The following is a 20069-nucleotide window of genomic DNA, read 5'->3' on the forward strand; positions in this document are numbered from 1 at the left end:
CATGAGGTTAGCGGCCTGTTCGATCTCCCAAACGCCAGTCAACCTCATGATCAACGCGACAGGCGGGTGAGGTCGGCGACCGCGGCCAGGACTTCGGGTACGGGGATCGCGGCAAGCGTCGGGTGCAGCCCGTCGACCGGCTCCGCACCCGGGACCGGCGCGGAGAACGGGTCGTGCCACAGCACTCGGTGCCAGGGACGGTCCGCCGGTGGTCCCCAGTGCTCGGGTCGGACCGGGCCGAACAGCACCACCGACGGCGTCCGGTACGCGGTGGCCAGGTGCGCCACCCCGGTGTCCGCGCTGACCACCAGCCGGGCGTGCGCGACCAGCGCCGCCAACCCGGCCAGGTCGAGACCGGTGGCGACGGCGCTCGACGGCAGCCCGGCGCCCTCGGCCACCCGGCCGGCCAGTTCCCGCTCGACCGGCGAACCGGTGACCACGACCCGGTGGCCCAGCCGGTCGAGTTCCCGGGCCACCGCCGCGAACCGGTCGGCGGGCCAGCGGCGGGCCGGCTCCTTGCCGCCGGGGTGTACCACGGTCACCCCCACCGGTGACCGGGACGGATCCGGCCGGGGCAGATCCAGGTCGGCCGGGTCGGCGGGTACCCCGTACCAGTGGAGCAGCCGGCACCAGCGGCGGACCTCGTGCTCGTCGGAACGCCACGCCGGCCCGTCGGTGTGGCCGGCCTCGGGGCAGGCGAAGGCCCGCAGCGGCGCCGGGGCGACCCGGCGGAGCAGGCGGTGCGACTCGGGTCCCCGGCCGTGCAGGTTGACCGCCCAGTACGCGGCCGGCACCACGCCGTCCGACGAGCCCCGCCGGCCCACCGTCCCGCGACCCGCCAGGGCACCGTCCCCCGGCCGGCCGTCCCCGGCCCGGCCGCCCGCCGGCCGGCCGTCCCTCGACAAGCCCTCCCCCGGCACACCGTGCCCGGACAACCCGTCCAGCGACAACCCGTCCATTTCCAGGCCGTCCAGTTCCGGGCCGTCGACTTCCAGGCCGTCGACGGGGACGAGCCGGTCGACGCATCCGGTCAGCCGGGCCAGCGGGGCCAGCCAGGCGGGTGCGGCCAGCACCAACGGATGGTCCGGCCGGGCCCGCCGCAGCCCGCGCAGCGCCGGTACGGCGGTGACCAGGTCACCGATGCCGAGCGCGCGCAGCACCAGGATCACGGGTACGACGTCTCCTCGTCGGCGCACACCACCAGTTCCCGGATCGAGCAGCCCGGCGGCTGGCCGAGGGCGAACAGCACCGCCTTGGCGACGCTGCTCGGATCGCTGAGTCGCGCGTCCGGGCCGGGCCGGTACTTCGGGTCACGCTCGTCGAAGAACGCGGTCCGCATCCCGCCGGGGATCAGCAGCGTCACCCCGACCACCCCGGCCAGCTCCGCCGAGAGCGCCCGGGTGAAGCCGACCACCCCGAACTTCGCCGCGCAGTACGCCGTCGCGTCGGAGACCGCCTTGACACCCAGCGTGGAGGCCACCGTCACCACCCGGCCGGCGGAGCGTTCGAGGTAGGGCAGCGCGGCCCGGACCACGGCGACGGTGGCCAGCAGGTCGACGGTGACCACCCGTTCCCAGGTCTCGGCCGGCACCTCGGCCAGCCGGCCGGGCACGTCCATTCCGGCCGCCGTGACCAGGCCGTCCAGTCCGCCGGCCTGCTCGGCGAGCTGCCGGGTGGCGGTCTCGGCCGCCCGGGTGTCGGCCAGGTCGCACCGGATGAACGGCAGTCCGTCGGCCGGCGGCTGCCGGTCCAGGACGCTGGGCCGGCCACCGGCCTTGAGCACCGCCTCCACCACGGCCGCGCCGAGCCCGCTGGACCCGCCGGTCACCAGCACCGACGGGCCCGACCGCGAGGAGTTTCCGGTCACCGTGCCTCCTTCGCCGGCTGGGGGCCGGTGCCCGAGCGGGCCGCCTCGATCATCTCGGTGGTGGACCGTCCGTCGAGGTACGGCACCACCACCGTCTGCCCACCCCACCGTTGCAGGATCTCCGCTTCGGGTAGCTGCGGCTCGTCACCGGCGCCCGTCGCGTAGTCGCCGCCCTTGACCCAGATGTCCGGGCGCAGCCAGGACAACACGGCGTGCGGGGTCGACTCGTCGAAGATCATGACCGCGTCGACACAGCCCAGCGCCGCGAGCAACCGGCACCGGTCCGCCTGCGGGACCAGCGGCCGGTCGGGTCCCTTGAGGCCGGCCACGCTGGTGTCCGAGTTGAGGCAGACGATCAGGCAGTCACCGAGCCGACGGGCCGCCTCCAGGGTGGCGACGTGACCGGCGTGCAGCAGGTCGAAACAGCCGCCGGTGGCCACCACCGTGCCGGCTCGGGCGCGTACCCGGGCCACCACCGCGCCGGCGGCCCCCACGCCGATCCGGTCGTCCGGTACGGCCGGTCGGTCGACCGCGGTGGACACCGCCCGGCGCGCTCCGGCCGCCGGAGCGGACGCGGGCGACGCGCAGCCGGCGGGTGCGGCCGACGCGGCCGGCGTGACCGGCACAGCGGGCGCGGCCGACGTGACCGACGGGACCGACGGGGCCGACGCGGCGGGCGTGACCGGCACGGCGGGCGTGACCGGCACGGCGGGCGTGACCGGCACGGCGGGCGTGACCGGCACGGCGGGTACCGCGGCGGCCACCCCACCGCGCGCCACGTAGGCCGACGCCTCGGCGACGGCCCGCTCGACCGCCTCGGAGACCAGGGCGCCGTCGGCCAGCGCGACCGTCGCGGTGGCGGCGAACCGGTCCCCGGCGCCGCAGGTGTCACCGGGTGCCGCGACCGGGGCCCGGACCACGAGCGGGGTCGACCCGGCGTGGCTGAGCAGGGCACCGTCGCCGCCGAGGGTGACCGCCACGGCGGCCACCCGCCATCGTTGACGCAGGCCCTGCGCCCCCCGGGCCGCCGCCGACAGCCGCGAGCCGCCCGGGGCGGCACCCACCAGTTCCCGGACCTCGTTCTCGTTCGGGGTGACCAGCCGCGCCCCGGCGACCGCGACCGGCCCGCGCGGGTGCGGGTCCCAGACCACCGGCGCCCGGGTGGCGGCCAGCGCGGCCCGCAGCGCGGGATGCCGGGCCACCCCCCGGCCGTAGTCGGCCACCAGCACGCCGGCGGCCTCGGCGATCAGGTCGAGCACGGCGTCGGCCGGGTCCCCCGGCGGGCCGGCGGGACCGCCCCGGTCGTGCCGCAGCAGCACCTGGCCGCGGGTCCGCAGCCGGATCTTCTCCGGGGTGGCGCCGCGCATCGGCAGCGCGTAGACCCGCACCCCGGCGGCGGTCAGCAGGGTGGCCAGCCGGGCCCCACCGGCGTCGTCGGCGAGCGCGGTGACCAGCGCGACCTCCCGGCCGTGCCCGACCGCGAACAGCGCCGCCAGGCCCGCGCCGCCGGGACGGTCCGCTGACTCGCCCTCGTCGAGCACCGGTACGGGCGAATCGGGGCAGAGCCGGTTCACCACCCCCTCGACGTCCCGGTCCAGCAGCGTGTCGCCGAGGACGACCAGCGGCCCGCTCACCGGCCGGCCCCCGGCGCGTCGTCCGGTGCCTCGGTCAGGGTCACCTCGACCCCGGCCGGCGGTACCACCGGCTCGGCGTCCGGCGGCACCGGACCGGCCGGCGGGCCGGTCACCACCGGTTCCACCGGCGGTGCCATCCTGACCGGCTCGACTGGCGGGGCGGGCGCGGCCGGCCGCACCGGCGGGGCCGTCACCGGCAGTCCGGTGGGGACGCCGATCGCGGGTCCGGCCAGCGGCGCAGGCGACGCCAGCGGCGACACGCCGGTCGGGCGACCGGCCGTGCCGGACCGGGCCGCGCCGGCCGACCCGACCGCCCGGCCGGCGAACCCGGCCGGCCCCAGCACGGTCAGCAACGCGGCCTCGACGTACTCGCAGAGCACGTGCGCCGAGACCAGATGCAGCTCCTGCACCACCTGGGGATCCGTCGACGGTACGGCCAGCACGTCGGCGCAGACCTCGGCCAGGGGGTTGGGCGCCGGGCCGGTGAGCGCCCAGCAGCGCAGCCCCAGCTCGGTACCGGCGCGGGCCGCCTGGATCAGGTTGGGACTGTGACCGCTGGTCGACAGCAGCAACAGCACGTCCTCGGGCCGCCCGTGCGCCCGCACCTGGCGGGCGAAGACCTCGTCGTACCCGTAGTCGTTGCCGATGGCGGTCAGGGTCGAGGTGTCGGCGCTGAGCACCAGCGCCGACAGCGGCACCCGGTCGCCGCGCAGCCGCCCCACCAGTTCGGCGGCGAGGTGCTGGGCCTCGGCCGCGCTGCCCCCGTTGCCCGCGATCAGCAGCCGGCCGCCGTGGCCGAGACGCCAGGCCAGTTCACCACCCCACTGCCCGAGCCGGGCCGCGGCCTCCCGGTACGGCAGCAGCGTCGCGGCGAGCCCGGCGAGGTGACTGTCCAGGGCCCCCGCCCCGTCGGACATCACGCGCCCACCCGGCTCGGTTCGCGCACCCGCCCCACCGCCGCGTACACGGCGGCGAGCTGGTCGGCCGTGCGCTGCCAGGAGTACCGGCTGCGGGCCCGGTCCAGCGCGGCCGTCGCGTAGGCGAACCGGCGCAGTCGGTTCGACAGCAGCCGGGCGATCGCGGCGCCCAGCGCCGCCGGGTCGCGCGGCGGCACCAGGTCACCGGTCAGGCCCGCCACGACGGTGTCGGTGAGGCCGCCCACGGCGGTACCTATCACCGGTACGCCGCAGGCCATCGCCTCCAGCGGCGTCAGGCCGAACGGCTCGTACCAGGGGGCGGCGACCAGCACGTCCGCCGACCGGTACCAGTAGGACATCCGCTCCCGGGGCACCGCGCCGACCAGCCGGACCCGGTCGGCGAGGCCGGACCGGTCGATCAGCTCGGTGAGCCGGCGGGCCTGCGGGTCGGTCGCCAACCGGTCCGGCGGCGGTCCGCCGATGATCAGGCACTCGGCGTTCGGCACCGACCGCATCGCCCGGATCACGTCCTGGAAGCCCTTCCGTTCGACCAGCCGGCCGACGGTCAACACCCGGGGCCGGTCGGGGTCCCGTGGCGCGGCCTCGCCGGTGGGCGCGAACGCCGCGAGGTTGACCCCGGACGGGATCACGCTGAGCTGGTCGCGCGGCACGCCGAGCTGGGCGAGCTCCCCCACCTCGTCGCTGCTCTGCACGATCACCCGGTCGACGGCCCGGCCGAGGGCCCGTTCGTAGTCGATCCGGCCCGGTGGGCTGGTGTCCATGGCGCCCTGGTGGCGACGCTTGACCGTGCCCAGCGCGTGGTACGTCAACACCACCGGGACCCCGGTACGCCGCCCCGCGGTGATCCCGGCCAGCCCACTCATCCAGAAGTGCGCGTGTACGACGTCGGGGCGCCAGTCGTCCCGCCACGCCTCGGTCAGCCACCTGCTGAACTCCGGCATGTGGGGCAGCAGCTCGTCCTTGGCGACCGGTGCCGCCGGCCCGGCCGGCACGTGTACCACGGTCACCCGCGCGCCGGCCGGCACCAGCTCGGGCAGCCGCCCGTCGTCGCGGCGGGTGTAGACCCGCACGTCGTGACCGGCCTCGGCGAGCGCGGTCGCCAGCTCCGCGACGTGGGTGTTCTGGCCACCCGCGTCCTCGCCGCCGAGCACCGCGAGCGGGCTGGCGTGCTCCGAGATCATCGCGATGCGCATAGCTCCTCCTCCAACAGCCGGTCCCAGTCGGCGAGGAACCGCTCCAGGCCGTACCGGGTACGGGCGAGAACCCGGGCCCGATCCCCCAGCCGACGCGCCTGCGCCGGCTCGTCGAGCAGCCACCGCGCGGCGTTCACCAGGTCGTCGATCCGGGTGGACAGCACCCCGGCCTCCGGTGGCACCGCGGCGACCGCCTCGGTGGTGGCGAGCGCCACCACCGGCATTCCCATGGTCATCGCCTCGATCAGGCTCAGACCCAGCGAGGTCCACCGGCACAGGTGCAGGTAGACCCGCCGCCGGGCCAGCTCGGCGTGCATCCGGGCCTGCGGCGGGTTGTCGTACGGGGTGATCCGGTCGGCCAGGCCGAGGTGTTCGGGCAGTCCGGCGACCCCCATGCCGTACACGTCCAGCGGGGCGAGGGCGGCGAACCGGGGCAGCAGGTCGGTGCCGGTGACCCGGCCCCGCCGGACCGGCTCGTTGACCACGACACCCAGCCGGTCCAACTCACCGGTCCACTGCGCGACCGGTGGCACGATCCCGTGCTCGACCACGGTGCTCCGGGTGCCGCCGGCGTCCCAGAACAGCTCGTTGAAGTGCGTGACGTGGGCCAGCAGCAGATCGTCCCGGTCGGCCACCGGGTGCCGGCTGAACGGCACGTCGCCCTTGGGGGTGTTGTGCTCGACATAGACGAACGGCAGGTCCCGGCCGGGCCGGCGGCGCAGCCAGCGGTGGGCCAGGTCCTCCTCCTCGGGTCGCTGCACGACGACCAGGTCCACGTCCTCGACGGCCAGCTCCTCGGGGCTGACCTCGACGACCGTGTCCGGCCACGGGTAGGTGTCGGCCCGTCCCCGCCCGTACGGACCACGGTCCGGGGTGACCGGCACCAGGTAACGGTGCTTGCCCTGGACGAACGCGGTGGTCCAGGACCCGTGTACGTGCCACAGCAGGATGTTCATGACGCCACCTCGGGTACGGCCAGCGCCGGCACGGCCGGCGGCGTGGCCCGGAGCTGGCCGCTCGGCGCCGGTTGGGCACCGCCCGGGCGCACGCCGAGCAGCCGGACCGCCGCCAGCACATCCCCGGGGTCCACCCCGGACAGGCACGGGTGACCCGGCACCGGGCAGGCGGTCACCCGGGTGTCCCGGCAGGCGGCACCGGCATCCCCCAGCCGGACCACGGGCACCCGGTACGGCCCCCACTGCCCGAACGGCACGGTGGGGGCGAACAGGCTGATCACCGGCGTGCCGAGCGCCGCCGCCAGATGCGCCGGACCGGTGTTGGCCACGACCAGACAACCGGCCCGGGCCAGCACGGCGGCCAACCCGGCCAGCGAGGTCCGGCCGCCCAGGTCGATACCGGTTTCTCCGGCGACCCGGGCGGTCAGCGCCCGTTCCCGCGCCCCGCCGGTCACCACCACCCGGTGACCGGCGCGGGTCAGCGCCCCGACGATCCGCTCGGCCACCTCGGGCGGGCAGGCCCGGGCCGGCACCGAGGAGCCGGGATGCACCACGACGTACCCGGGATCCATGGGTGTGCCGGCCACCGGCGCGGCGAGCCGGTCGGTACGGATCCGCAGGCCCGGCTCGTCGTCGGCGGCCAGCCGGAAGCCGGCGGCGGCGGCCAGCGACAGCGCCCGCTCCGGTTCGGGGATGCCCGGCGGCACCCGGTGCCGCACGTCGAGCAGGGCACCCGGATAGTCGTCACTGATCGCGCTGATCCGACCCACCCCGGCCATCCGCAGGGCCAGGGCCAGCGGCAACGCCGACTGGTGGTACGAGGTGAACAGCACCGCCTCCTCGGCACCGACCCGGGCGAGCCGGTCGACCAGTTCATCCATCCCGGACCTGTCGACGGGCCGGGGGCGGGGATCGATCCACGGCAACGGCCACTCCACCAGTTCGTCCACCCCGGGCAGCAGCTCGGCGGCGGCCCGTCCGCGCGGCCCGCACAGCAGCACCACCCGCTCGGCGCCGGCCGCCACCGCCCGGATCGCCGGCCCGGTGACCAGGACGTCGCCGGCCGAGTCGGTCCGGGCCACGAGCACGCCGCGCCGCCGGGACCGGGTCGGGCGGACCTGCCCGGCGAACAGTCGTTGGCGCAGCAGGATCAGTTCGACGGCCTCGGCCAGGTCGGCGGCGACGGCCGGCGCCGCGGCGATCTCCGCGGGCCGGGTCACCGGCGTCGGGACCAGGATCCCCGCCGCGCCCGCGGCACCCGCGGCCACCAGGTCCGTCCCGATGTCCCCGACCACGACGCACCGGGCGGGCACCGTGCCCAGGGCCCGGGCCGCGGCGTGGACCAGGCCCGGCTCGGGCTTGCGACACCGGCAGCCGGTACCGTCGCCGGCCGCCGCGTGCGGGCAGACCTGCCAGGTGTCGAACGGGCCCAGCAGCTGCTCGACCCGGGCGTTCACCCGGGCCAGGTCGGCCTCGGTGAACCGACCCTGGGCCAGGCCGGACTGGTTTGTCACCACGCCCAGCGACAGGCCGGCGGCGCGCAGCCGGTCCAGCGCCGCCCGCGCGCCCGGGACCGGGCGGACGAGGTCGGGATCGCCGTTGTACGGCACATCGTGGATCAGCGTGCCGTCCCGGTCGAGCAGCACCGCGTCGAACAGCCGCGCGGTCCGACCCAGGCCGCCCGGCACCGTCGCACGGCCGGCTTCGTAGGCGCCTGACCTGCGCTGATACGGGTCAACCCGGTCGTTGCGCACGGGCGGCGCGTTCCCTGGGGCAGGAGAAGTAAACCCCTGCCCACACCGCCTGGTGCCGGGCCGTCACCGGGTGCGATACCCGCCGTCCCGGAGAAGCTAACCGGCCGTCACGTTTCGACACCCGACCCGCTGCGGTACACACCCAACGCCGCGTTCCCAGTCCGACTGGGTACCCTTTCCACCTTGAACCGCTGTCGGCAAGCCGAGGATGATCCGCATGACCGAACCCGTGCAGCTGCCCTCCCCCTGGCGGGACGCACGCCTTACCGTCGTCGTTCCGACCTACAACGAGGCCGGCAACCTGCCCGTGCTGGTCGAGCGGCTGCTGGCTCTGCCCCTGCCCGGGATGAGCATCCTGATCGCCGACGACAACTCGCCCGACGGCACCGGTGAGGTCGCGGACAAGCTCGCCGCCGAACACCCCGACCGGATCCAGGTCGCCCACCGGCCCGGCAAGGAAGGGCTGGGCCGGGCGTACATCGACGGGATCGGCCGGGCCCTGGACGCCGGGGCCGAGTATGTGGCCCAGATGGACGCCGATCTGTCCCACCCGCCGGAGGCCCTGCCCGGCATGCTCGGCGCGCTGCTCTCCACCCAGGCCGGCGTGGTGATCGGCTCCCGGTACGTGCCCGGTGGCCAGCTCGACGAGGCGTGGCCGATCTACCGGCGGGCGCTCAGCGGTTGGGCGAACCTGTACGTTCACACCCTGCTGCAGGTCCGGATCCGTGACCTCACGGCCGGGTTCAAGATCTGGCGCGCGGACGCCCTGCGGGACATCGGCCTCGACCGGGTGCAGTCCAACGGCTACAGCTTCCAGGTGGAGATGCACTACCTGGCCACCAAGCTGGGGCACACCATCGTCGAGGTGCCGATCCGGTTCGAGGAACGCCGCGACGGTGCCTCGAAGATGACCACCGCGACCAAGATCGAAAGCGCGCTGATGCCGTTCAAGCTGCGCAGCCGGCACCGCGGCCTGGGCCGGTAGCCGGCCCGGAGGCCCACCCCCGCCCAGGGGTCCCCGCCGCGCCGTCAGGAACGCGGGGACTCCGGGCGGCGCCGGGGACCCTGCGGTCGCGGAAAATCCTGAGGTGCCGGTGCCGGTGCCGGTGCCGGGCGGCGGCGTTCGGGGATGCCGCGCCGCGCGCGGTCAGTCGCGGTAGACGGCCCGGTGCGCGCCGGCGAGCACCGCCGCGTACAGGCCACCGGTGCCGGCCCGGTCGCGGGCCAGCGCCGCCCGCGCGGCATTCGAGCCGGGCCCGCCGTGCACGCCGGGGCCCGGATGCGCCGACGAACTGGCCAGGAAGAGCCGGTCCACCGGCGTGTCCGCCCGCCCCAGGCCGGGCACCGGGCGGAACACCAGCTGCTGGTACGCCGCGGCGGTGCCACCACCGACGGCACCGCCCACCAGGCTGGGTTCGGCCCGCTCCAGGTCACCCGGACCGGCCACGTGACGCCCGGTCACCAGCGCGCCGAAGCCCGGCGCGTGCCGCTCCAACACCGCCTCCATCCGGCCGACCAGCTCGGCGACCTCCCCCGCCGGCCAGTCCCGCCGGAACGGCAGATGGGTGTACGCCCACAGCGTCTCGCCACCGGCCGGCGCCCGTCCCGGGTCGGCCGTCGCCAACTGCCCGACCAGCAGGAACGGTTCCCTCGGCAGCTCACCGTCGGCGAGCGCCGCCGCGTACCGGCGCAGTCCCGCCGCGTCACCGCCCAGGTGTATCGTGCCGGCGCCGGCCACCTGCCGGTTGGTCCACGGCACCGGGGCGGACAGGGCCCAGTCCACCTTCACGGTGGAGCCGTCCCACCGGAAGTTCTCCAGGTCGGCGACCAGTCGCGGCGGCAGCCAGCGCGGCCCGACGAGATCGAGCAGCAGCGCCGGGGCCGGTACGTCGGCCAGCACCGCGCGCCGGGCCCGCCACATACCGCCGGTCGAACGGACCCCCATGGCCCGTCCCCGGGCCACCAGCACCCGGTCCACCCGCTCCCCGGAGCAGACCCGGCCGCCGCGCTCGGCGAGGCGGGCCAGCAGGGCGTCGGTGATCCGGCCCGCCCCACCGGCGGCCACCGGCCAGCCGACCTGCTGGCCGAGCAGGGCCAGCAGCCAGCCGTACACGCCCGAGCCGACGTCGTACGGGGCCAGGTCGGTGTGCAGGGCGCAGCCGGTCAGCAGCAACCGCGCCCCCTCCCCCCGGAACAGTTCGGCGCCGAGCCGGTCCACCGGCAGCACCATCCGGCGGGCCAACCGCAGCGCGTCGGCGGTCCGTAGCCGGGCCAGCAGGGCCGCGCCGGCGCGTACCGGTGGGAACGGGGTGAACAGGGCGTCGAGCAGCGGCCCGGAGATCCGGCGCCACTCGTCGTACAGGTCGAGCCAACGCTGCCCGTCACCGGCCGCGAACCCGTCGAGCGAGCCGGCGGTGGTCCGCGGGTCACGGTCCAGCACCGCCGCGCGATCGTCGGGAAGCAGGTGGGCGAGCACGGTCGGAGCGTGCCGCCAGGCCAGCCCGTACCGGTCGAGACCCAGCCCACGCAGCACCGGCGAGGCGACCGCGAGCGGGTAGAAGGAGCTGTAGAGGTCGCTGAGATGGCCCGGCGCGGTCACCTCGGCGGAGCGCACCGCGCCACCCGGTTCGCCGGTCGCCTCCAGCACCATCACGTCCCAGCCGGCGTCGGCCAGCAGGTTGGCCGCCACCAGCCCGTTGTGGCCGGCACCGATCACCACCGCGTCCACCGTCGTCACCGACACCAGGCGCTCCCCTTCCCACCGCGCCGACGGCCGGACCCGGCCGTGGCGGCGCTCGGTCCAACCGAACCACGCCCGGCGGGCAACCGTGGCGGCGTTTGTTTCGCCCGGACCGGGGCACCTGACCGGCATGTACCGGGTACAGCAACTCATCGCGGGCGCCTGGGGCGCCACGGACGGGGCCGGCGAGTTCCAGGTCTGTGATCCCGCCGACGATACGCCGGTGACCACCGCGCCGGTCGCCTCCGGCGAGGAGGTCGCCGCGGCCGTGAAGGCCGCCCACGCCGCCGGGGTCCGCTGGGCGCAGACCCCGGCCGCGGAGCGCGCCGCCGCGCTGCACCGGGCGGCCGACGCCGTCGAGGCCGCCACCGAGGAACTCGCCGCCGCTCAGACCGCGGAGATGGGACGGCCGATCGGCGCGGCCCGCGCCGCCGTGGAAGCCGGGGTCGCGACCCTCCGGCAGTACGCCGAACTGGGCCCGCTGCACGGTGGCCGCTCGTTGCAGGGTGACCCCGGGGCGATCGACGTGATGGTCCGGCAGCCGCGCGGGGTGGTCGCCGTGCTGACCCCCTGGAACGATCCGGTCGCCGTCTCGTGCGGCCTGCTGGGCGCCGCCCTGGTCAGCGGCAACACCGTGGTCCACAAGCCGAGCGAACGGACCCCCGGCACGGGCTGGCTGCTGGCCCGGCTGCTGGACGAACACCTGCCGTCCGGGGTGCTCTCGCTGCTCACCGGCGACGGTACGGTCGGCGCCGCGCTGGCCGCCGCCGAGGTCGACCTGGTGGCCCACGTCGGTTCGACGGCCACCGGCCGGTCCATCGCGGCCACCTGCGCCCGCACCTACGCCAAGCCGCTGCTGGAGAACGGCGGCAGCGACCCGCTGATCGTGGACGCCGACGTCGACCCGCGCTGGGCCGCCGAGCAGGCGGCCCTGGGCGCGTTCGCGAACTCGGGCCAGCTGTGCGTGTCGGTGGAGCGGATCTACGTACTGCGGGATGTCGCCGCCCGGTTCCTGACCGCGCTGGTGGAGCGGGCCGAGGCGCTGCGGATGGGTCCGGGGCGGGATCCGCTGACCGAATTGGGGCCACTGGTGGACCGGCGGCAGCGTGAGCACGTACACGCCCAGGTCGAGGCCGCCGTGGCGGACGGTGCCCGGCTGTTGCTCGGTGGTGTGGTCCCCACGGGACCCGGCGCCTTCTACCCGGCCACCGTGCTCGCCGACTGCACCGACCAGATGCTCGTGCTGCGCGACGAGACGTTCGGCCCGGTCGCCCCGGTGATGGTGGTCGAGTCGTTCGACGAGGCGCTGTCCCGGGCCGCCAGTTCCCGATACGGGCTCGCAGCCACGGTGCTGACCGGGTCGATGGCGCGGGCTCAGCGGGCCTGGCGGGAGCTTCCGGTCGGTACCGTAAAGATCAACTCGGTCTTCGGTGGTGCGCCGGGTGGGGCCGCGCAGCCGCGGCGGGGCAGTGGCGAGGGCTTCGGCTACGGCCCGGAGCTGCTCGACGAGATGACGGTGACCAAGGTGGTCCACCTGAACGGCCCCGGCGGCGCCTCACCCCCCTGGTAGCGCTGAAAGGCGGTCATGAGATTTTCCCCCGGCGCTGATCGCGCGCCAGAGCGCCACGGCCAGGGCCGCGGCGAGGTGGACAGCCGCCTTCCGTCTCGGCTCCGCGCCGGGCACACCGTCGCCGCGCGCACGAGACGGGCTGGTCAGCGGCTACGCCCGCCCTGGTTTGCGGTACGCCCGCGCCCCCGGGCAGCGGTGGTGCGGCGATTGTTCGCCTTCTGGATCGCCGTGACCAGCTCGGGCTTCGTCATCCGGGACCGACCCGGCACGTCCAGCTTCCTGGCCACCGCCATCAGGTGTTCCTTCGGCGCGTTCGCGTCCACTCCGCCGGCCGTGGGTGCCCGCCGGGCCGGGCCGCCACCAGCCGCCTGCCGGTCGCTGGGCCCCTTGCGCCCTTTCGGCTCCCAGTGGTCGCCCACCTTCTCGTGGGTGTGCTTCACCGCGGCGAAGGCGGTGCGGTGGGCCCGCTCGCCCTCACCGTAGGTGTTCACCGCCGAGTCGTGCGTCCTGGCCCAGGTGTCCTGCGCCTTCACGTCGGACCGGCGCAGCGTGCTGGGCAGCACTTCGCGTCCTGGCATGCCGTCCTCCCCATCAGAGCAGCAGCGACCCGCCGCGTTCCCGGGTCGGACGAAGACAAACGCCGCCCAGCGACCGGCGACCGGCAAACGCCGCCCAACGACCGGCGACCGGCGAACGCCGCCCGGACGCCGTTGGCGACCACGGTGCCCGCCGCACCCACCGTGCCCGCCGCACCCACCGCGCCCGCCGCACCCACCGCGCCCGCCGCGCCCGCCGCAGGCGTTTAGCCGGCATACCGACGGGTAGCGCATCAGCCATGGAGCGTGGTAGCAGCAAGCATGGACCGCGGGTCGACAACCAGATGAGCCGAGAGGCCAACGAGCAGGTGGCCGGCGGCGCCGGTGCCCGGATCGAGGAGTGGCACACCCCTGAGCCGGCCGGCGAGGACCAGCCCGAACCGACAGCCATACCCGGCGGCGACACCCGCAGCGGCGTACCGCAGGGGATGACCACCGAGGAGGTCGAGCAGCGCAGCCGGCTGGGCCGGTTCATCAGCCTGTCCGCGCTGCCCGGTGACCGGACGACGCTGCGGGACAGCGCCACCGACAACGAGGCGCCCGACGACATCGTCGCGGCCCTGGACGGGCTGCCCGACGGGGTCGAGTTCCAGACCGTGAGCGAGGTGTGGGCAGCGCTGGGTCACAACAACGAGACCCACCGTTGGTGACCCCGGGCCGCCGGTCCCGGGCGAGCCCCGGGCAACGGCGGCCCGGGCGGGTGCCGACACGACAACGCTCGATGCGGGTGGATCGAACGCGACGGCCGGCCGCGGCCCGGAAGGGACCGCGGCCGTTTGCCGCCGGGGTCCTGGGGTACGGCTGCAGGCATGACCGACAACGACCCGCGGGTGTGGCGCGACGAAGAGCGCCTGCCGCTGAGCGAACTGGAACAGGCGATCGCCACCTCCCCCGGTGACGGCCAGGTCGAGGATGTGACCGGCAACGACGCGGGCGAGGAGTCGGCGTTCGGGCACGGCGCGGTGGCCACCGACCGACACCACACCTCGTCGACCGAACCGGACGCCGTCGATGACACCGGGCATCAGGCCACCGACCCGGACCGCCCGTTCCGACCGTCGACCACCGGCCGCACCGGTCCGCACTGAGCCGCCGGGACCAGGGCAGGCAACCGCGCCGACCCGGCTCGGTTGCCCCGGTCGACCCGGGTCGGCGCGGTCAGCCCGGTTGACCCGGTCGCCGCGCGGCGAGGTGCAGCGCGGTGAGCGCCACCGCCAGCACGACGAGCGCGGGACCCAGCGCCGCCGACCCGAACCGGCCGATCAACACGCCGATGCCGGCCGGGATCAGCGCGCCACCCAGACCGGCGGCGCCGATCTGCACCCCGATCACCCGGTCGGCGTGCTCGGCACCCACCCGGTCCGCCGTGGTCAGGGTGAGCAGCGGGAAGACGGGGGCCGCCGCGAAGCCCAGCACGGCCAGGCCCGTCGCGGCCAGCCATCCCGGGCCGGGTACGGCCACCAGCGCCGCCCCGGCCACCATGCCGAGCAGGCTGCCCCGCAGTACGACGGCGCTACCGATCCGCTCGGCGACCAGTCCCTGCACCACCCGGCCGGCGAACAGGCTTCCCCAGTAGAGCGCCACCACCATCCCGGCGGCCGTGGTGCCCATGCCCCGCCCGTTGGTGAGCACCGGGTACGCCCACAGTCCCGCGCCGACCTCGACCGCGACGTACACGGCGAAGGCGAGCGCGCCGAGCCAGACCGGGGGCAGGGCCAGGGTCTGCCGGATCGGCACCCGGACCCGGGCGTCGCCGGCCGGCACGGACGGTCGGCCGGCGGCCCAGGAGCGGACCGTGAGCACGAACGCCAGCGCGAGTCCGGCCTGGGCCACCGCGACGATCGCGTACCCCCACCGCCAACCGAGCCCGGTGTTCAGCGCGGCGGTCATGATCATCGGACCGAGCGCGACGCCCAGACCGAAGAAGGCGTGCATCCAGTTCATGTGCCGAGGGCCGAAAGCGGCGGCGGCGTAGGCGTTGAGCCCGCTGTCGATCGCCCCGGAGCCGAGTCCGGCCAGCAGCGCACAGCCGATCATCACGGCCAGCACCGGTGCGCCCGCGTACCCGGCCAGGGCCAGGCTGACCAGTGCGGTGCTGCCGGCGAGCAGGCCGCCGACACCGAGCCGGGCGACTGTGAAACCGGCCACGACGCTGGAGGTCAGATATCCGGCGGTGGAGGCGGTCAGCAGCAGTCCGACCGCGGCGACGGGTACGCCGAAGTCGGCGGCCGCCGAGGGCCACCCGACCCCGAGCAGTCCGTCGGGCAGTCCCAGGCTGACGAACGCCAGGTAGGCCAGGATGAGCAGGGACAGCCGGGGGTTGACCCGGGCGCTGGGTGGTGCGGCCAGCCCGCTGTCACTGGGGGCTGCGTTCGGCATGGCGGCACTCCTGGCGCTGGTACCGGGCCGGCAACGCCGCGAAACGTACCGGCGGCGACGCCCGGCCTTTACCGGTCCAGAGCCTAATGCCGACCGGACCGTCCCGTCGAGCCCGAGCGACACCCGGATCGAGCCGGCCCCGGGGGTTCCGTCGGGCGTTTCCGGGACGGGGGCCAGGCCGGACCGCCCGGCATGGGTGTCCGGTGATACCCGACCCGGCCGGCACGCACAAGCCTCACGACGGACGGAACCGACAGTTAACCCCCGGATTTGGTCCGATCGGCTGAGGGCATTCGCGGCGGTAACGGGGAGACTTGCCGGATGCATCAGGGTTCCGGTTTCCTCACCGTGCGCCAGCGCCGCCTCGCGTGGCTGGGCTTCCTGCTGGCCGCGCTCCAGGCTCCCGTAGCCGCCCGCCTGCTGTCCGACCAGTCCTGGTTGTTCAGTGTCGTGGTCGCCCTTCTCGTCGCGACGGTCATCCTCGCCGATGACGCCTCGCGCCGGCGCCCGGCTGACGCCGAGATCAGCGAATAGCGCCCCACGACCGGACGACGGTTCACGACCGGACGACGGTTCACGACCGGTCGTCCTGTTCGGCACGGACGGGGGCACGCCGAGCGACCCGCGAGCGGGTCACGGGGTCGGCCGACCGGACGAGGTCGAGACGCGATACCGACCGGTAGCCTCAGCGGACATGAGAGGTCCGTTCGCCACCGTGCGTGGTCGGTCCCGGCACCGGTCGGCACCACCGGCACTCGTCCAGTTGCTGTCGTCGTTCGGTGCCGCCGGTCTGGCCGCCGCGGCCCACCGGCCGGCGCTGCTGGCCAGCGTCGACCAGCACGCCGCCGCCATCCGGGACGGGCTCGTCGGCACACCACCCGACCCCACCCACGGCGCCCGGGTACCCCGGCTGGACATCCTCGCCGCGTACGCGGAGGGCGTCCGGTCGGCCGCCGCGGACTACGGCTGGCAACCGCCGACCAGCACGGTCGACTGGTCGGAGCCCGACTGGGTCTCGGTCCGCCTGCTCGCCGTCTGCGCCCTGGCCCGCAGTGGCGGTCTGCGCGCCTGACGGCGCACGGCCAAAGGCCCACCTCGACCCGGATTCGGCCTGGGTGGACGAAGCGCGACAACCCGCCTGGTCAGGGAGAAACGCGACGGCCGGCCGGGAGCAACCGGTACGCCGTCCGGTCCGGGCACCCGACGGGCACCCGGACCGGGTAATGCTCTGATCGTCACCGACCGATCGGCCGGTCCGCCTCCGGAGGTCCCGAGCCGGGTCGGTAGACGCCACCGGTCGACGATCCCGCCGGATGCCGCGCGGTCCCGCCGGTGCGGTCGGCCATCTGGCGCTCGACGTCACCGCGGCCGGCCGCGTACGCCTGCCCGCGACGCTCCCGGGTCTCCTCCTCGATCCGGTTCAGCCAGCCGTCCAGCCGTCCCTGCATCGGGCGGACCAGACCGCCACCGACACCGACCACGAGGATGCCCGCGATCGTGGCCAGCACGGCGATCAGCACCGGGGTGGTCACCGTGGTGGCCACGCCGATCTGGTTCAGTGCGGCGATCACGCCGAGCGCGATCACGAAGATCGCCGCGACGTCGGCCAGCAACCGGCCGTACGACAGTCCGCCCAGCGCCCCGGTGATCAGGTCGCGGACGGCGCTGGCGATGGCGGCCGCCACCACGAAGACGATGATCGCCACGAAGGCGCGCGGCAGCCAGGCCACGATCGAGCCGATCAGGTCGCTGATCGGGTTCGAGCCCCAGATCCCGAAGGCGAACTGCAACGTGAACAGCAGGACCGCGTAGTACGCCAGCCGGGCCAGGATGTCGCTCGCGTCGTACCGGCTGCGTTCCAGCGCCCGGCCGATCCCGCCGCGTTCCACCGCCCGGTCGAAGCCGACCCGTTCCAGCACCTTGTCAACGATCTTGAGAACCGCCCGAGCGACCAGCCAGCCCACGATGAGGATCACGAGAGACGCAACGGCCCTGGGTACGAAGAGAACTACATAACGCCAGAATTCTGTCAACGCGGCCGATACGTCGGCCTGTTGCACCGCGACGGTCTCGGACATCGTGTTCCTCCCCTGCCACCTGGAAGTTCGCGCCGGCCGGTTACCCCGCGGCCAGCCCCACAACCGGCCGGACGGCGGGAGAAATTCCCCCATAATCCCCTTATTCGCCTGACACCCCCCGATACCACCCGCCCCCGATCGGGTTCCGACGGCGCCGGTCACCGATCGGGACCGGGCTGTCCACTCCCGTTACGCTGCATCCATGTCAGGTACGGCAGGGCGGATCCCCGCACCCCCGGCTGCGGTGTCGGGTCCGGTGCCGCGCCCTGGCGGGTCCGGGTCCACCGGGCTGCCCTGGCCGGACAGCCGCCTGGGTGCGCCCGAGAACTGGCAGCCCGCACTGCGTACCGCCGTCGACATGGTGCTCAACGCGGCCGTACCGATGGCCGTCACCTGCGGAGCGGGCCACGCGCTGATCTTCAACGACCAGTTCGCCGAGCTGGTCGGCGCCGACCCGGACGCCCTGGGCCGACCCGCCGCCGAGGCCGTCGCCACGATGTGGGGGCCGCCCGGGATCGGTGATCTCGTGGAGCGGGTCTACCACACCGGCAAGTCCGCCCACGACCCCGAGCAGGTCTTCCCGGTCGGCCCGATCGAGCCGGGCCGACCGGGATACCGCGTCTTCTGCGGCGGCTTCTCCCCGGTACGCGACGATCAGGGCAACGTCCTCGGCGTCCTGATCGTGGTCGTCGAGACGGCGCAGCTGACCCAGCGGCTGCGGAACCTGGGCGAGCTGACCTCGGCGCTGTCCGGCAGCCTCACCCTGAACGACGTCGCCCGGGTCGCCCTGCGGTACGCCCTGGCCTCCTTCGACGCCGAGCAGGTCGCCTTCGGGGTGGACGACGGCCAGGCGTGGCGGATGGTCCGCCGGATCCGCAGTGACCAGCTGGACGAGGTCGACGAGCGGTTGCCACCGCTCTGGCGCCGCCAGTCCGACGACTCGTCCGCGCCGCTGGTCGTGACCGCCCGCAGCGGGCACCCGGTCTTCGTGGCCGACGGCGAGCCGCTGCGAGCCACCGCCGCCGACCGGCACGACCAGCTCGTCCGGGCGCTCGCGGCGCTGCCGCTGCGTACCCCCTCGCTGCGCGGGGCCATCACCGTCGGGTACCGCGACCCGCACACCTGGGCTCCCGCCGAGCGGGCATTGCTGGCCGCCGCGGCCGAGCTGATCGCCCAGGCCGCCGAGCGGGCCCGGCGATTCGAGAACCAGCACGGTACGGCCCAGCTGCTGCAACGCAGCATGTTGCCGGAGACCCTGCCCGACCTGCCCCAACTGCGGTTGGCCGCCCGGTACGAGCCGGGCGTCGACGGCAACGCCGCCGGGGGCGACTTCTACGACGCGTTCCGGCTCTCCGACGGCGAACTGGCCGTGGTGCTCGGTGACGTGGCCGGGCACGACGTGCAGGCCGCCGCCGTGATGGGCCAGGTACGCGCCGCGCTGCGGGCCCTGGCCCTCAGCGATCCGGACCCGGCGGGGGTGCTGCGCGGCCTCGATCGGCTGATCGCCAGCCTCGGCGCCGAGGCACGCAGCGACGAGCTGTTCGCGACAGTGGTCTACGGGGTCATCGAGCCGGACGGTGGCCGGATGCGGATAGCCAGCGCCGGTCACCCGGCCCCGCTGCTCCGCCGTACCCCCCGGGACGGCGGCGGGGCGCGGGCCAGTTACCTGGACGTCCCGCCCGGTGCCCCGCTCGGGCTCGGTGGCCGGCGGACCGCGACCACCACCCGGCTGTTCCCCGGCGACACGCTGCTGCTGTACAGCGACGGGGTGGTGGAGCGGCGCCAGCAGGACCTGGCCGTCGGGTTCGACCGGTTGGCCACCGTCGTGGCGGGCGCTCCCGCCGGCGACCCCCGGACCCTGTGCGCCGTGGCCAGTACGGCCGTTCCGGGTGCCACCGAGGATGACGTCGCCGTGCTGGCGGTCGAGTACGCCGTCTCGCCCAGCCGGTCCGCGGCCATGGAGGTGCCCGCCGAGCCGACCGCGCCGAGCCGGGTGCGGCACTGGTTGACCGATCAGCTCACCGCCTGGCAGGTGCCGGAACAGGTGATCGGCGCCGCCGTGCTCTGCACCAGCGAGCTGACCACCAACGCCCTGCTGCACGCCGGCACCGCGGCCCGGGTGGAGATCGACCTCACCCCCGAGCGGCTGCTGGTCTCGGTCGCCGACAGCGGCACCCGGGGTCGGGTGGTGCGCGCCCAGACCGACACGCTGAGCAGCCGAGGTCGAGGTCTCGGCCTGATCGAGCAGCTCAGTGACGCCTGGGGCACCGATCCGACGGTCCGTGGCTCCACGGTGTGGTTCGAGATGTTGATCCCGTCCGCCGCACCGCGCGTCGGCAGGGGTGGCGCGGGGTAACAGAGGCG

General features: G+C 75.1%; 18 protein-coding genes. 7 read left to right on the forward strand and 11 right to left on the reverse strand.

Annotated elements, in window-relative coordinates; genetic code table 11:
• Positions 1-50: 50 nt before the first annotated feature.
• The 7 genes from ACXN5W_RS00890 to ACXN5W_RS00920 are packed head-to-tail and all read right to left on the reverse strand — an operon-like array spanning position 51 to position 8276.
• On the reverse strand, positions 51-1169 hold the full coding sequence (locus tag ACXN5W_RS00890; RefSeq protein ID WP_473156149.1) for a glycosyltransferase family 9 protein: 1119 nt from the start codon (positions 1167-1169) through the stop codon (positions 51-53).
• Positions 1166-1867, reverse strand: a complete 702-nt coding sequence (locus tag ACXN5W_RS00895; protein ID WP_473156150.1) for an SDR family oxidoreductase — start codon at positions 1865-1867, stop codon at positions 1166-1168. Before ACXN5W_RS00895 ends, ACXN5W_RS00890 begins: the two co-directional genes overlap by 4 nt.
• The gene (locus tag ACXN5W_RS00900) at positions 1864-3501 is read right to left on the reverse strand and encodes a PfkB family carbohydrate kinase (RefSeq protein WP_473156151.1); all 1638 of its coding nucleotides are present in this window, start codon (positions 3499-3501) and stop codon (positions 1864-1866) included. Before ACXN5W_RS00900 ends, ACXN5W_RS00895 begins: the two co-directional genes overlap by 4 nt.
• Positions 3498-4418 (reverse strand): D-sedoheptulose-7-phosphate isomerase, encoded by a 921-nt coding sequence (locus ACXN5W_RS00905; RefSeq protein ID WP_473156152.1) that lies wholly within the window; start codon positions 4416-4418, stop codon positions 3498-3500. The genes ACXN5W_RS00900 and ACXN5W_RS00905 overlap by 4 nt, the downstream gene beginning before the upstream one ends.
• Positions 4418-5632, reverse strand: coding sequence for a glycosyltransferase (locus ACXN5W_RS00910; RefSeq protein ID WP_473156153.1), 1215 nt, complete (start codon positions 5630-5632; stop codon positions 4418-4420). Before ACXN5W_RS00910 ends, ACXN5W_RS00905 begins: the two co-directional genes overlap by 1 nt.
• Complete coding sequence (locus ACXN5W_RS00915) at positions 5617-6588, reverse strand: glycosyltransferase (protein WP_473156154.1); 972 nt, start codon at positions 6586-6588, stop codon at positions 5617-5619. Before ACXN5W_RS00915 ends, ACXN5W_RS00910 begins: the two co-directional genes overlap by 16 nt.
• The gene (locus ACXN5W_RS00920) at positions 6585-8276 is read right to left on the reverse strand and encodes an HAD-IIIA family hydrolase (protein WP_473156155.1); all 1692 of its coding nucleotides are present in this window, start codon (positions 8274-8276) and stop codon (positions 6585-6587) included. Before ACXN5W_RS00920 ends, ACXN5W_RS00915 begins: the two co-directional genes overlap by 4 nt.
• A gap of 283 nt (positions 8277-8559) precedes the next feature.
• Here ACXN5W_RS00920 and ACXN5W_RS00925 point away from each other — a divergent pair, with 283 nt between their 5' ends.
• Complete coding sequence (locus ACXN5W_RS00925; protein ID WP_473156156.1) at positions 8560-9327, forward strand: polyprenol monophosphomannose synthase; 768 nt, start codon at positions 8560-8562, stop codon at positions 9325-9327.
• A 162-nt stretch (positions 9328-9489) separates the two neighbouring features.
• On the opposite strand, the gene ACXN5W_RS00930 is transcribed toward ACXN5W_RS00925, so the two are convergent.
• Positions 9490-11079, reverse strand: a complete 1590-nt coding sequence (locus ACXN5W_RS00930) for a phytoene desaturase family protein (protein ID WP_473156301.1) — start codon at positions 11077-11079, stop codon at positions 9490-9492.
• A gap of 133 nt (positions 11080-11212) precedes the next feature.
• Between ACXN5W_RS00930 and ACXN5W_RS00935 the strand changes: the two genes are divergently transcribed.
• A complete protein-coding gene (locus ACXN5W_RS00935; RefSeq protein WP_473156157.1) occupies positions 11213-12652 on the forward strand; it encodes an aldehyde dehydrogenase family protein in 1440 nt (479 codons plus the stop codon).
• A gap of 143 nt (positions 12653-12795) precedes the next feature.
• On the opposite strand, the gene ACXN5W_RS00940 is transcribed toward ACXN5W_RS00935, so the two are convergent.
• Positions 12796-13230, reverse strand: a complete 435-nt coding sequence (locus ACXN5W_RS00940) for a ChaB family protein (RefSeq protein WP_473156158.1) — start codon at positions 13228-13230, stop codon at positions 12796-12798.
• 257 nt (positions 13231-13487) lie between these two features.
• Here ACXN5W_RS00940 and ACXN5W_RS00945 point away from each other — a divergent pair, with 257 nt between their 5' ends.
• Both ACXN5W_RS00945 and ACXN5W_RS00950 read left to right on the forward strand, forming a co-directional pair.
• Positions 13488-13898, forward strand: coding sequence for a DUF2795 domain-containing protein (locus tag ACXN5W_RS00945; protein WP_473156159.1), 411 nt, complete (start codon positions 13488-13490; stop codon positions 13896-13898).
• A gap of 159 nt (positions 13899-14057) precedes the next feature.
• Positions 14058-14336, forward strand: a complete 279-nt coding sequence (locus ACXN5W_RS00950; protein WP_473156160.1) for a hypothetical protein — start codon at positions 14058-14060, stop codon at positions 14334-14336.
• Between the two features lie 70 nt (positions 14337-14406).
• On the opposite strand, the gene ACXN5W_RS00955 is transcribed toward ACXN5W_RS00950, so the two are convergent.
• Entirely contained in the window at positions 14407-15627 is a 1221-nt protein-coding gene (locus ACXN5W_RS00955) for an MFS transporter (RefSeq protein ID WP_473156161.1), read from the reverse strand.
• Positions 15628-15948: 321 nt separating this feature from the next.
• Here ACXN5W_RS00955 and ACXN5W_RS00960 point away from each other — a divergent pair, with 321 nt between their 5' ends.
• Both ACXN5W_RS00960 and ACXN5W_RS00965 read left to right on the forward strand, forming a co-directional pair.
• Entirely contained in the window at positions 15949-16161 is a 213-nt protein-coding gene (locus ACXN5W_RS00960; protein WP_473156162.1) for a hypothetical protein, read from the forward strand.
• A 160-nt stretch (positions 16162-16321) separates the two neighbouring features.
• Positions 16322-16699 (forward strand): DUF6401 family natural product biosynthesis protein, encoded by a 378-nt coding sequence (locus ACXN5W_RS00965; RefSeq protein ID WP_473156163.1) that lies wholly within the window; start codon positions 16322-16324, stop codon positions 16697-16699.
• A 163-nt stretch (positions 16700-16862) separates the two neighbouring features.
• Here the strand turns inward: ACXN5W_RS00965 and ACXN5W_RS00970 are convergent, their stop codons facing one another.
• A complete protein-coding gene (locus ACXN5W_RS00970) occupies positions 16863-17705 on the reverse strand; it encodes a membrane protein (RefSeq protein WP_473156164.1) in 843 nt (280 codons plus the stop codon).
• A 202-nt stretch (positions 17706-17907) separates the two neighbouring features.
• Here ACXN5W_RS00970 and ACXN5W_RS00975 point away from each other — a divergent pair, with 202 nt between their 5' ends.
• Entirely contained in the window at positions 17908-20061 is a 2154-nt protein-coding gene (locus ACXN5W_RS00975) for an ATP-binding SpoIIE family protein phosphatase (RefSeq protein ID WP_473156165.1), read from the forward strand.
• Positions 20062-20069 lie beyond the last annotated feature (8 nt).

It is taken from the genome of Plantactinospora sp. A48 (assembly GCF_055793945.1).